Genomic DNA, 12,181 nt, shown 5'->3' with positions numbered 1-12,181 from the left:
AAAGGAATGATTCGGATGCACCCTTACTACCATCCTCTTTTTCTACAGTTTATTGTGTATTTCAATGACAATCAAGATTATTTCGAGTGCCATGAAGTGCTGGAGGAATATTGGAAAGAACAAGAGAACTTTTCAAAAGACCATCCGCTAACAGGCTATATTCTTATGGCTACTGGATTATATCATTGGCGCAGAGGAAATACAGCAGGTGCTTCGCGTACTTTGAACAAGGCCATCACACGCTTCCGCGAGATGCCTGTACAATTTGATGACTATCTTAAAGAAGTGTCTATTGCTGAAATCATCATGCAACTAGAGCATTGCCTTACACGCATTGAAACAGGTGAAGATTTCTATTCATTTCAGCTTCCAGTCTCTCCAGGGTTGCAAGTGGAAGCAGAGAAATCCAAGCCTCGGATGGTATTACTACCTAAAAACAGCACGTCTGTTATTCATAAGCATATGCAACGAGACAGGACAGATATTCTTTTACAACGTGAAGAAAAGAAGAAGGGCAGCCGTTAAAGATCTGCGCCTTCTTCTTTTCTTAAACAACTTTGTATAAATGGCTCTGTAAAGTCCGTACTTTTACAGCCGTATCCTGGATAGATCTCCTGCAATTCCTTCACCATCTTAAAGGCAATTCCTTCTCCCCGAAAAGATGGGTTGACCGAAATATGCTGAATAGTGTACACCTTGTCATTGTCGTTGACTTCTACCCCTATTAATCCGATGTAATCTTCTGCTTCTTTGTAAAGAAATAGCTGCCACTGTTCGTCACACAGATATTGCTGAACAGTCTCTTGCAATTTGCATAACATCTTCTCACTAGGGATATAAGATAAAAAGCCCATAGCAATTTTCTCTTGTGCCTTCTTAAATCGAATAAGATTCAATAGTAACCCCTTCTTTTCAGAAATCCTTTTTACAGTTTACACCATTACACCGTTTTCTTCAACTCGCGCATTATTTATAACGCGGATCAATTACAGGAACAACAAAATACCAATAGATGACTCCCCAAATTATAGCCATCGCAACAATTGAAACGAAAAGAATGACATTTTTCTTTTTCATCAGAAACTCTCCTTCTCATCTGATTGCAACGGAAGGTCTAATTTAATGATGTCTTCGTAAGTTTCGCGTCTTACCACTAACTGATGTTGCCCTTTTTCTACAAAGACAACGGCAGGTCGAGGCAAACGGTTATAATTGCTGGCCATGGAGTACGTGTAGGCTCCTGTACAAAAGACAGCTAGTAAATCACCGGTTTCCACATTGGGCAAATGGGCTTTTTCAATTAATTTATCACCTGACTCACAGCACTTTCCTGCAACTGTCCATTGCTGGTCATGTGGTTCGTTCATCCGGTTCGCAAGTGCACTAGAATAGTGCGCGTCATATAAAGCCGGGCGAATATTATCAGACATTCCGCCATCTACTGCTACGTATGTACGGACACCCGGCACAACTTTCGTGCTGCCAGCAGAATAAATGGTCGTTCCTGCATCTCCGACAAGCGAGCGGCCGGGTTCAATCCAAATTTCAGGAATTGGATATTCATATTCCTCTGCCATCTTTTTCACTACATCTGCCATTTCCTCTACATAGACAGCTGGCTCAAGCGGCGTATCTTCTTCAGTATAGCGAATACCAAATCCTCCACCCAGATTTAAGACCGGACAGATAAATTGATAATTCTTTCGCCACTCAACCATTCTCTCCATCAACACTTCTGCTGCAAATTTGAATGCATCGGTTTCAAAAATCTGCGAGCCTATATGACAATGCATGCCAAGGAAATGAATGTATTGATGATCGTGCAAAGCTAGGAATGCTTGATTCGTTTGACCATTTTTCAAATCAAAACCAAACTTTGAATCTTCCTGGCCTGTCGTAATATAGTCGTGTGTATGTGCTTCAATGCCCGGTGTTACACGGATTAAGACATTCATTGTTTGCTTTCGCTCGTCCGCAATTTCTTTGATCATGTCGATTTCCAAGAAATTGTCGACTACGATGCATCCAATTTTCTCTTCAAATGCATATACTAGTTCTTCTCTGCTTTTATTATTGCCATGGAAATGAATCCGCTCACGTGGGAATCCTGCGGCTACAGCCGTATACAATTCTCCACCTGAAACAACATCAAGAGACAACCCTTGCTGTTCTGCCAGTTGATAAATCGCGATTGAAGAAAAGGCTTTACTCGCATACGCAACTTGTGCTTTAATATCTTTTTTCTCAAACATTTCTTTAAATGCCTGCGCACGCTCTTTGAATAACTCTGTATCATAGACCATAACCGGTGTTCCGTATTGTGTAGCCAGTTCGGAAACGTCCACTCCACCGATTGTCAGATGACCGTTTTCATTCACTGCCTGTGTTCCATAAAGATGCATGTCCCATACCCCTCCCGAATTCTCTCAGATAACTTTATCACAAAAAGACGGGAAGTGGCAACGACATGCGGAATGTCTAAATCGTCCTATGACATTCTATCACGGTTCGGCGATTCCGTGATAAACGGCCGTGGATCGTCGATTGTCATAGGGAAACGAATCAACACACGCAACAAAGCTTTCGGGAAGAATGGAGTGAACGGCCACAAATATGGCACATCCATCGGTTTTAATGAACATAAATAATAGTAAATTACAGCAAGTGCTATGAAAAAGCCCGGGGCCCCTAGTAACGCCGTGGAAACTAACAAGAAAACCCTGAACACTTTTGTCGTAATACTTAATTCAAATGACGGAATGGCAAATGTTAAAATAGCACTGACCGCCACGTATAAAACCACTTCCGAAGAGAACAAGCCTACGTCAATCGCCACTTGCCCAATGACGATAGCAGCAACGAGTCCCATCGCGGTCGACAGCGGTGTAGGTGTATGGATTGCGGCCATCCGCAACACTTCTATACCGACATCAGCTATCAACAATTGGACAAATAACGGAACTTCTCCCCATTCATTCGGACCGATATACTTGATTGCTTCTGGAACGAATTGATTTTCGACTGACATCAAATACCAAAACGGCAACATCACTAGACTTAAAAATGTCCCTATGAAGCGTACCATCCGGATGAAAGTACCGATCAAAGGCGCTTGTCTATATTCTTCCGCATGTTGCAGATGATGCACAAGCGTAACAGGTACTAAAATGACGGAAGGAGACGTATCCACGATGATCGCAATATGTCCTTCGAGTAAATGCGCCGCACATATATCCGCACGTTCCGTATACCGAACGAACGGCATCGGATGAAATCCTTGTTTAAATAGAAATTCCTCGAGTGATTTATCGGTCATCGTCAAGCCATCAGTTTTCAATGCATCCAGTCGCTCCCGCACAAAATTTAAATGACCTTCATTAGCGGCGCCTTTCATGAAGGCAATGGCAATGTCCGTTTTGCCTTTTACGGACGTCTCATGCATTTCAAATCGTAGTTCCGTTGTACGTAAACGTCTTCGAACTAATGCGGTGTTCGTCAGGATATTTTCCGTAAAACCGTCTCTTGAGCCTCGTATGACTTTTTCCGTATCAGGTTCCTCAGGAGTTCTGCCCGGGTATGACCGCACATCAAGTGCGAATGTGAAACCATCTTTCATAATGAATACAGCTAACCCACTTAAAATAACTTTCGCGAGTTGATCTTCATCCTTGACGATTTCCACCGAATGATACGGAAAATAATCCATCATTGCACGATCAATGTTTTCAACATCTTCACTTGTATATAAATCATTACGATACTGCATTTCTGTCATTAAGGTTGTTAAGACCTCTCCATCCACTAAACCGTTCATATACAGAAGAAGTATTTCTTTATCCCATAGGTGGATCAACCGTTTAGTCGCATCATATGTTTCGTCTATGCCAAACTGGTTGATGAACCACCTTTCCCCTTCTCGTATGGACGTAAATAGTGTATCGGTCAAATTACGGTCTCCTCACCTTCTCGAGCGCTTCTTCGGCATCTGCGCCCATCCATGTTTTCATTTGAGCTAGAATTTTCTTTTCCAACCGTGATACTTGTACTTGTGATATTCCAATACGTTTCGCAATATCACTTTGTGTGTAATCTAAATAATAGCGCATATAAATGATCGTCTGATCACGTTTATTCAACCGAGTAATGACATCCCGTAACGGAATATGGTCGAATACCCTCTCTGATCTATCGTCTCGCAATTGATCCATTAACGTCAGGCTGTCTCCGTCACTCTCATACAATTGTTCATGCAACGAGGCAGGATCACGGAGCGCATCAGAGGCTAGGATAATATCTTCTTGTTTTACTTCTAATATTTCCGCCATTTCTGAAATGGAGGGTGAACGTCCATTTTTCTTAAAGAAATCATCGGTTGCATGACGAATTTTATAACTTAACTCACGAATGGTACGGCCTACTTTCACCATTCCATCATCACGTAAATAACGTTGTATTTCTCCCACAATCATCGGTACCGCATACGTTGAAAACTTCACCTCATAGGATAAATCGAACTTATCTATTGATTTCATCAAGCCAATGCAGCCTATTTGAAATAAATCTTCTAAATCCGCACCACGCGAAGCAAAGCGTTGAACGATGGACCACACAAGTCTTGTATTGCCTTCTACCATCATTCGCCTAGCTTCTTTGTCACCCGCTTGTGATTCTTTGATGAGTTCTCGCATTTTTTCTTGTGACAATAGAGCGTGTTGCTTCTCAACAGATGCTTCCATACGTCACCTCATTCTACTTACTTCTGTGACCGGAGAAAAATTCTTCTCAAATGTCACGATTGTCCCATTTCCAAGGGTAGAATCTACACGGATACCGTCCGAGAAACTTTCCATAATCGTAAAGCCCATACCGGAGCGCTCCATTTGTGGTTTGGTCGTAAACATCGGCTCCATTGCTTGCTCAATGTCAAAGATACCCATTCCCTCATCTGTGACCGTCATTTTAACTGAGCGGTCATCAATTGACGCATGGATCTTCACCATACTTTTACCATCGCATTCGTAACCGTGGATAATAGCATTCGTAACAGCTTCTGAAACAATTGTTTTAAATTCCGAAATTTCTTCCAGTGTCGGATCCAATGGTGCAATAAAACAGGTGAGTGCCATTCTGGCAAGTGCTTCATTTTGTTCTATCGCTAGAAACGACAAGGTCATTTCATTTTTCATGTACAACCCCTCCGATTTCGTCGATTGCTTCTTCGACTGTACATATTCTGACGACATCACCAAGACCCGAAAATTGAAATAGTTTCTGCATTGTCGGAGATGGATTCAATATGAGCGTTTCTCCGTTAACAGGAACTAGATCGCGCATTCTTCCGAGAATAAGTCCGATCCCTGCGCTGTCCATGAAGCCTAGATGGTAGAGGTCCCAGATGATTGCACGCGTCTTTCCCGTGAATATAGCGGTAGATACTTCTTCTCTAATTTGATTGGCTTCGTGGTTATCGAGTTCTCCTGCTAGCGTGATTAAGACAATGCCATTTTCCAGTTGTGTAATAGTTGACATGTGTAGATACGCCTCCTTCATGAAGGCATTGTCGCACATTTAGAACGGTCATCCTTTAGTTTTGACAAAACTAGTCAGCTGTCCCTAAAACTTCTTACGTTGTGACAGAAATTAAATGGGCTGGTAAGTATCAATCAACGTTCCAAGCGGACCTTCCAGAGGTTCACAGCGTTCAAGCTAATCTCTCTAAAACGCTGTCACAAAGAACGGCATTTTGGAGAATATGCGAAGCAGTTAGATCTCTTCTATGCACTCGCTGTCTTTCACTTACTAGCAACTGAAGTGCCGTGTTTAATTGGAATAACACGAATATACATTCTTCACTGACTAGCTAAAGATACCCGTTAGCCTTGCACTGAATTTACAGCGAGCCTCTCCTTCGCTCCTACTTCGAGCTACACAAGAGTATGTACAGTTGAATTTGTTTTTACACATGAACGACAAAAAAGCCATGCGCCCTAGAAGAACCAATTTCTTGGTGTGCTTCAGGCACATGGCTTTTATTCAGTATAAGGAATGTATAAGCGGTGGTGCTTCAGTTTTTTCCTTTGTGATATGCATATGAGTTTGCAGTAATTTGATCGATTCATCCACTTGTTCCGTGTTTGCATGGAGAATAGCAAGTGTCTCCCCAATTTCTACAAAGTCACCTATTTTCTTGCGCAGCACAATCCCAACCGCAAGATCTATGACGTCTTCTTTTGTTGCACGACCAGCGCCAAGAAGCATGGCAGCTACGCCTATTTCATCGGCATCGATCATGGATACATAGCCACTTTTACTAGCCGGAACTTCAATTTGATACTGTGCTTGCGGCAATAGATTGGTATTCTCTATAATTTTTTCGTTGCCGCCTTGTGCTTTGATTAACTCGCCGAACAAGCGCAGTGCGTCACCATTTTCTACGACGTTCTGCAATTGTTTGCGTGCGTCTTCTTCAGTTTCTGCTTTGTTCGCTGCAAGCAACATCTTGCTACCCAGAACTACACACAACTCCGTTAGATCGGCTGGACCTTTTCCTTGTAGTGTATCAATAGCTTCCCTTACTTCAAGTGCATTACCTATAGCAAATCCTAGTGGTTGGCTCATATCCGAAATAACAGCACTTGTGTTTCTTCCCACTTCATTTCCGATCGCAGTCATGGCATCTGCCAGTCGTTTTGATTCTTCTACTGTTTTCATAAAGGCTCCCGCGCCTGTCTTGACGTCTAATACGATAGCATCTGCGCCCGCCGCTAGCTTTTTACTCATGATAGAGCTTGCAATCAGCGGAATGCTATTGACGGTCGCTGTGACATCCCTCAACGCATATAGTTTTTTATCGGCTGGCGTCAAATTACCACTTTGCCCAATTACAGCGATCTTCAAATCATTGACCTGTTGAATAAATTGTTCCGTTGAAATCTCTACGTGGAAGCCGTCAATTGCTTCAAGCTTATCCAGTGTGCCACCTGTATGGCCTAGTCCTCGACCACTCATTTTAGCAACCGGTACACCGCACGCTGCGACAAGTGGTGCTAAGATCAGTGTCGTAGTATCTCCTACTCCGCCCGTTGAGTGTTTGTCTACCTTCACTCCTTCAATTGCAGATAAATCGATTTGATCACCAGACTCCGCCATGGCCATCGTTAAATAGCCTTGTTCCTCTGTAGTCATCCCCTTAAAGTAAATGGCCATCAAGAAAGCACTCGCCTGATAATCAGGGATTGAGCCATCTGTATAACCCGTCACAAAAAACCAAATCTGTTCTTTAGTTAGTTCTTTTCCGTCTCGCTTGTTTTCAATGATATCTACCATGCGCAGCATACAATTAGTCCTCCTTCACCAATGCAGACAAGAAACTCTCACCATGTTCAGGCATTTCTACCTGGAAGTTCTCAGCAATTGTCGCTCCGACGTCAGAGAACGTTTTACGGATGGGCAATTGCCCTGCTCCTTTATTTGAAGGGGAATAGACGAGTAACGGTACATATTCTCTTGTATGATCCGTTCCTTCATGAACCGGGTCATTCCCGTGGTCTGCTGTGATGATCAGTAAATCGTCTGGTTGCACGGCATCGATAATTTCAGGCAAACGTGCATCAAATTCTTCAAGTGCCTTACCGTAACCAATCGGATCGCGACGGTGACCATATAATGCATCAAAGTCTACGAGATTAACGAAACTGAGGCCTTCAAACTCTTTTTCCATCACCGAAACTAGCTTATCTACACCGTCCATGTTTCCTGTTGTCCGGACTGCTTCCGTCACGCCCTCACCATTGTAAATATCGGCAATTTTACCGATGGCGATTACGTCAAAGCCTTTATCCTGCAATTCATTCATTACCGTTTTCCCAAATGGCTTCAATGCATAATCATGACGATTTGTAGTTCGAGTAAATGTACCCGGTTCCCCAATAAACGGACGTGCAATCACGCGACCTACTAAAAATTCAGGTTGCAACGTAAGTTCTCTGGCAATTTCACAAATCCGATATTGCTCTTCAATTGGAATAATTTCTTCATGTGCAGCAATTTGCAGTACAGGGTCACCAGACGTGTAAACAATGAGAGCGCCTGTCTTCATATGCTCTTCGCCTAGTTCTTCGATGATTTCCGTACCGCTTGCTGGTTTATTTCCGATGATTTTTCTACCCGTTTTCAATTCCAATTCATCTATTAATTCTTTTGGAAAACCATTTGGATACACTTTGAATGCATCATCGATACGCAAGCCCATGATTTCCCAGTGACCTGTCATCGTATCTTTACCGACAGATGCTTCTTGCATTTTTGTGTAATATCCTTGCGCTTCTTTTTGAGGTGCAAGTCCTTTGATCGGTGCAATATTCGCAAGACCGAGACGTTCCAAGTTTGGTAGGTTCAGTCCATCCATCTCTTCACCGATATGTCCAAGCGTATTAGATCCAACATCACCAAAAGCTTCAGCATCAGGTGCTTCGCCGATTCCTACTGAGTCAAGTACGATTAAATGAATACGATTATAACGAAATTTTTCCATATGAAAACCTCCAGTAATAGTAGTTTACGCTCTCGGATGATATTGACTGTAGACATCTTTCAAGCGTTTTTTGCTGACATGCGTGTAAAGTTGCGTTGTGGAAATATCGGCATGTCCGAGCATTTCCTGAACGGCGCGCAAGTCAGCCCCATTTTCAATCAAATGTGTGGCAAATGAGTGACGCAATAAATGCGGTGAAATGACTTTCTGAATTCCCGCCTTCACTCCTGCTTCTTTCAAGATCTTCCAACAGCCTTGTCTCGTCAGTCGTCTGCCATGCATGTTGAGGAACAAGGCTTCCGTATCACTGACGAACTTAGGACGCCCCTCATTTAAATACAACGTACAGGCATCGATTGCAGAACGTCCAAGTGGTACTATTCGTTCTTTGCTACCTTTTCCAAATACCCGCACAAAACCCATGGTCAAATGAAGATCAGCCAAATTAATCGCTATCAATTCACTTACCCGCATTCCAGTCCCATATAACAATTCAAGCAATGCAATATCGCGCATACCTTGTGAAGTATTGCCATCAACGGCCTGGATCAATCGTTCAATTTCGGGTATAGAGAGGACGTCCGGCAACTTTTGTTCGATTTTAGGCAATTCGATATGAATCGTGCAATCATGTGTCGTGATTTGTTCTCTCACTAAAAATTGATGGAATGAACGAATGGAGGAAATGTGTCGGGAAAGGGTACGACTAGATTTACCACTATCTTTCAACTTCTGCAAATACTGTAGAACCATCGCGCGTTCGATAGAATTAACAGTTTCTAAGTTTAAACTTGCGATGTAACGTATATAGGCTATCAGGTCGCGTTGATACGACTTCACCGTATTTTGGGCTAATTGTCTTTCAACTGTTAAAAAGTGCACATAATCTTCTAACGCAAACTGCGCATCTTTCATAGACTTTCCTCCTTTCTTTTGTAAAAAGTAAAAAAGGACAGCGCTTAGGCCATCCCATTGTCTTCTTGTTCTTTCTCTTCGTCTTTCGTTTTACAACGTTTACAAATTCCATGGAACGTCAGCCAATGATCTTTGACTGTAAAACCATAACGACCTTCCACGACCTTTTCTACTTCGCCAAGCAAATCTTCCTGAATTTCATCAACCGTTCCACATTCCAGACAAATTAAGTGATGGTGGAACCTTGCAGCACCTTCTTCTCGTAAATCATAACGTGCTACCCCATCGCCAAAATTAATTTTATCGACAACTTTTAGTTCAGTTAATAATTCTAATGTACGATATACAGTCGCCAGACCAATATCTGGAGCTTTTTCTTTTACTAGCAAAAATACGTCTTCTGCACTTAAATGGTCTTCTTCATTTTCCAGAAGAACTGCTACAGTCGCTTCACGCTGAGGCGTCAACTTGTAGCTGGCCCCGTGCAATTGCTTCTTGATTCGTTCGATTCGGCTTTCCATACGACGCCCCCCTCAAATTGTTTCCATTATACCAAACTGTCGTTCCAGATGACAATAGAAAGGAAAGGTTCAGTTCATTATAGTGTGTAGTGGATATTACTTAATAAAATGAAAGATCGATAGTTCCAGTATCTGTGTGATGAACAATAATGCAATTAATGGAGGCACAGCAGTTAATGGACGATCTTTCTTGCTGGCCGGTGTTGCGAAAAATGGCGGGTTCAACACCGAACATAAAATCAAAAACAACAAACAGCTGATTAATTGAAATGGAAACCACCAAATCGTATAGGATACCATTTTTAAGCCTGTCGACAATAAATATGTGGATGACAGACCAAAAAAAGCACATTTAATAGCACCGAGAAACATAGTGATAAAACGGACTCTTTTATACTTAGACAGAAAGATGGCTAACAGAATAAAGCTCAATGTCACCACAACAGGCGACCACAAAGCCGCTTCAGATCCCTTCACCACACGTTGATCATATAAACCAATGACCTGCTCTAGTGACGTGATCGGCCACTCTCTGAATAATAAAGCCCCTCCTATATAACTAATTGCGAGTATAACGAATAAATATACAAAAGACAATGATCGAGCCATAAATAGGACACCTCCGCATCGTTTCTATAACATATGCTTGTCCGTCCAGAAATAGCTCAATCCTTTATAGGTTTTTTACATACCAGACAGCCACAACCGTCTTGGCATCATAAATCCGTTCATTCGCAATCAATTCCTCTGCCTCTTCAACGGTTACCTCCAGTACTTCAATGAATTCATCTTCATCCCCTGTCGCAGGCTGTTCCACTTTCTCAAGCTCTTTTGCCACATATAAATGAATGATTTCATCCGCGAAGCCTGGTGAAGTTGAGAAAGTCTGCAAATATTCGAATGAATTAGCACGGTAACCTGTCTCTTCTTCCAGTTCACGAATTGCCGTCAGTTTAGGTTCTTCCCCAAGCTCAATCTTTCCCGCAGGTATTTCTAGCATCGTTCGTTCCAAAGGCTTTCTGTACTGTTCAACTAACACGAGCTTTTTATCTTCAGTCAAGGCGATAATCGCCACGGCTCCTGGATGTTTTACTAATTCTCTTTTTGCTAGTTTTCCATCAGGCAATTCTACTTCGTCTACTTGCACCGAAATGATTTTACCTGTAAAAATTTGTTCTGTTGAGAGGGTAATTTCTTCAAACTTCATCCAGCACTCAACCCTTTCCATTGGTTTTATATCCCGTTTTCATTGTACCATGAAACCAAAGGAGTGAAGCACATGAAGAAGCGTACAATAGGTTCTAGTAATTTACTTGTTTCCGAACTTGGATTAGGGTGCATGTCATTACCGACTGAACTTGAAGCGGCTCGTTCCGTACTCGATGAAGCAGTGGATCATGGCATCAACTATTTCGATACAGCCGATCTGTATGATAGAGGAATAAATGAAGAACTTATAGGAAAAGTATTGAAAGAAAAACGTCAAGAGTTGATCATCGCAACGAAAGTCGGTAACAAGTGGAATGGGGAAGATTCCTGGACATGGGATCCTTCAAAAGCCTATATAATGAACGCTGTAAAACAAAGTTTACGACGATTACAACTCGATTATATCGATTTGTACCAACTTCACGGTGGTACGATGGAAGATGATGCTGAAGAAACAATCGAGGCGTTTGAAACATTAAAGAAAGAAGGCATCATACGTGAATACGGTATCTCAAGTATCCGCCCCACTGTCATCGAACGTTTCCTGAATACTAGCCATGCAGTTTCTGTCATGATGCAGTATAGCTTGCTCGATCGACGTCCTGAAGAATATTTTTCTATGATTACAGAAAAAGGTGCATCTGTTGTCACGAGAGGAACACTAGCAAAAGGTCTATTGACGAATGAAGGCGTGGACCGTGCGAAGAAAATGAGTGGCTTCGTTTCTTACACATCGTCTGAGTTACAGCAGACAATTCAATCGCTTTCGGAGAAAACAAGCGACTTACATGCATACGCCCTTGCCTTTGCACTTAAAGAGCCCGCTGTGGCCTCTGCTTTAATTGGTGCAAGAACACAACAACAGCTTCGAGAGTCATTAAGAGCTTATGACACGCCAATCGACCGACAATTGCTGACGATAGTAACAAACAAAACAGAGCAACATCTATATGATCAGCATCGTGTATAAAATAACAAAAAGAGCAACTGCAAAAAAGCAGTT

The 12,181-nt window shown here is 42.2% G+C and carries 14 protein-coding genes; 2 read left to right on the top strand and 12 right to left on the bottom strand.

What is annotated here, in order from left to right; all coding sequences use genetic code 11:
* Positions 1 to 15 precede the first annotated feature (15 nt).
* Positions 16 to 525: a DUF309 domain-containing protein gene (locus CSV77_RS01610; protein ID WP_099672041.1), complete on the top strand. Its 510-nt coding sequence runs from the start codon at positions 16 to 18 to the stop codon at positions 523 to 525.
* On the opposite strand, the gene CSV77_RS01605 is transcribed toward CSV77_RS01610, so the two are convergent.
* The 12 genes from CSV77_RS01605 to CSV77_RS01550 all read right to left on the bottom strand — a co-directional run bounded on the left by CSV77_RS01605 (position 522) and on the right by CSV77_RS01550 (position 11,176).
* On the bottom strand, positions 522 to 896 hold the full coding sequence (locus CSV77_RS01605; protein ID WP_233212151.1) for a GNAT family N-acetyltransferase: 375 nt from the start codon (positions 894 to 896) through the stop codon (positions 522 to 524). The genes CSV77_RS01610 and CSV77_RS01605 overlap by 4 nt on opposite strands.
* 180 nt (positions 897 to 1,076) lie before the next feature.
* Positions 1,077 to 2,402: a diaminopimelate decarboxylase gene (gene lysA, locus CSV77_RS01600; RefSeq protein ID WP_099672040.1), complete on the bottom strand. Its 1,326-nt coding sequence runs from the start codon at positions 2,400 to 2,402 to the stop codon at positions 1,077 to 1,079.
* Between the two features lie 86 nt (positions 2,403 to 2,488).
* On the bottom strand, positions 2,489 to 3,946 hold the full coding sequence (locus tag CSV77_RS01595) for a spore germination protein (RefSeq protein WP_099672039.1): 1,458 nt from the start codon (positions 3,944 to 3,946) through the stop codon (positions 2,489 to 2,491).
* Between the two features lies 1 nt (position 3,947).
* Positions 3,948 to 4,736, bottom strand: coding sequence for a SigF/SigG family RNA polymerase sporulation sigma factor (locus tag CSV77_RS01590; RefSeq protein ID WP_099631528.1), 789 nt, complete (start codon positions 4,734 to 4,736; stop codon positions 3,948 to 3,950).
* A 3-nt stretch (positions 4,737 to 4,739) separates the two neighbouring features.
* A complete protein-coding gene (gene spoIIAB, locus CSV77_RS01585) occupies positions 4,740 to 5,186 on the bottom strand; it encodes an anti-sigma F factor (protein WP_099631527.1) in 447 nt (148 codons plus the stop codon).
* Positions 5,176 to 5,529 carry an STAS domain-containing protein gene (locus tag CSV77_RS01580; protein ID WP_233212150.1) on the bottom strand — a complete coding sequence of 118 codons (354 nt, stop codon included), beginning with the start codon at positions 5,527 to 5,529 and terminating at the stop codon, positions 5,176 to 5,178. Before CSV77_RS01580 ends, spoIIAB begins: the two co-directional genes overlap by 11 nt.
* Before the next feature lie 504 nt (positions 5,530 to 6,033).
* Complete coding sequence (locus CSV77_RS01575; protein WP_099672235.1) at positions 6,034 to 7,332, bottom strand: pyrimidine-nucleoside phosphorylase; 1,299 nt, start codon at positions 7,330 to 7,332, stop codon at positions 6,034 to 6,036.
* 7 nt (positions 7,333 to 7,339) lie between these two features.
* The gene (gene deoB / locus CSV77_RS01570; protein WP_099672037.1) at positions 7,340 to 8,533 is read right to left on the bottom strand and encodes a phosphopentomutase; all 1,194 of its coding nucleotides are present in this window, start codon (positions 8,531 to 8,533) and stop codon (positions 7,340 to 7,342) included.
* A 24-nt stretch (positions 8,534 to 8,557) separates the two neighbouring features.
* Complete coding sequence (gene xerD / locus CSV77_RS01565) at positions 8,558 to 9,448, bottom strand: site-specific tyrosine recombinase XerD (protein WP_099672036.1); 891 nt, start codon at positions 9,446 to 9,448, stop codon at positions 8,558 to 8,560.
* 44 nt (positions 9,449 to 9,492) lie between these two features.
* Positions 9,493 to 9,969 (bottom strand): ferric iron uptake transcriptional regulator, encoded by a 477-nt coding sequence (fur, locus tag CSV77_RS01560; RefSeq protein WP_099631523.1) that lies wholly within the window; start codon positions 9,967 to 9,969, stop codon positions 9,493 to 9,495.
* A 96-nt stretch (positions 9,970 to 10,065) separates the two neighbouring features.
* On the bottom strand, positions 10,066 to 10,578 hold the full coding sequence (locus CSV77_RS01555) for a hypothetical protein (protein WP_099672035.1): 513 nt from the start codon (positions 10,576 to 10,578) through the stop codon (positions 10,066 to 10,068).
* Between the two features lie 64 nt (positions 10,579 to 10,642).
* On the bottom strand, positions 10,643 to 11,176 hold the full coding sequence (locus CSV77_RS01550; RefSeq protein ID WP_099672034.1) for an NUDIX hydrolase: 534 nt from the start codon (positions 11,174 to 11,176) through the stop codon (positions 10,643 to 10,645).
* Between the two features lie 72 nt (positions 11,177 to 11,248).
* Here CSV77_RS01550 and CSV77_RS01545 point away from each other — a divergent pair, with 72 nt between their 5' ends.
* Entirely contained in the window at positions 11,249 to 12,148 is a 900-nt protein-coding gene (locus CSV77_RS01545; RefSeq protein WP_099672033.1) for an aldo/keto reductase, read from the top strand.
* The last annotated feature ends 33 nt before the right edge of the window (positions 12,149 to 12,181 follow it).

The organism is Sporosarcina sp. P16b, assembly GCF_002743065.1.
Classification (GTDB): Bacteria; Bacillota; Bacilli; order Bacillales_A; family Planococcaceae; genus Sporosarcina.
The sequence above is the reverse complement of the archived record's forward strand: the minus strand, read 5'-3'. Positions and strand labels throughout refer to the sequence as shown.

What these genes read in the sequence shown, in the direction of transcription:
- CSV77_RS01610 (WP_099672041.1), top strand. Translation starts at nt 16, where the DNA reads ATGCACCCTTACTACCATCCTCTTTTTCTACAGTTTATTGTGTATTTC.
- lysA (WP_099672040.1), bottom strand. Translation starts at nt 2,402, where the DNA reads ATGCATCTTTATGGAACACAGGCAGTGAATGAAAACGGTCATCTGACA.
- CSV77_RS01590 (WP_099631528.1), bottom strand. Translation starts at nt 4,736, where the DNA reads ATGGAAGCATCTGTTGAGAAGCAACACGCTCTATTGTCACAAGAAAAA.
- spoIIAB (WP_099631527.1), bottom strand. Translation starts at nt 5,186, where the DNA reads ATGAAAAATGAAATGACCTTGTCGTTTCTAGCGATAGAACAAAATGAA.
- CSV77_RS01580 (WP_233212150.1), bottom strand. Translation starts at nt 5,529, where the DNA reads ATGTCAACTATTACACAACTGGAAAATGGCATTGTCTTAATCACGCTA.
- deoB (WP_099672037.1), bottom strand. Translation starts at nt 8,533, where the DNA reads ATGGAAAAATTTCGTTATAATCGTATTCATTTAATCGTACTTGACTCA.
- xerD (WP_099672036.1), bottom strand. Translation starts at nt 9,448, where the DNA reads ATGAAAGATGCGCAGTTTGCGTTAGAAGATTATGTGCACTTTTTAACA.
- fur (WP_099631523.1), bottom strand. Translation starts at nt 9,969, where the DNA reads ATGGAAAGCCGAATCGAACGAATCAAGAAGCAATTGCACGGGGCCAGC.
- CSV77_RS01555 (WP_099672035.1), bottom strand. Translation starts at nt 10,578, where the DNA reads ATGGCTCGATCATTGTCTTTTGTATATTTATTCGTTATACTCGCAATT.
- CSV77_RS01550 (WP_099672034.1), bottom strand. Translation starts at nt 11,176, where the DNA reads ATGAAGTTTGAAGAAATTACCCTCTCAACAGAACAAATTTTTACAGGT.
- CSV77_RS01545 (WP_099672033.1), top strand. Translation starts at nt 11,249, where the DNA reads ATGAAGAAGCGTACAATAGGTTCTAGTAATTTACTTGTTTCCGAACTT.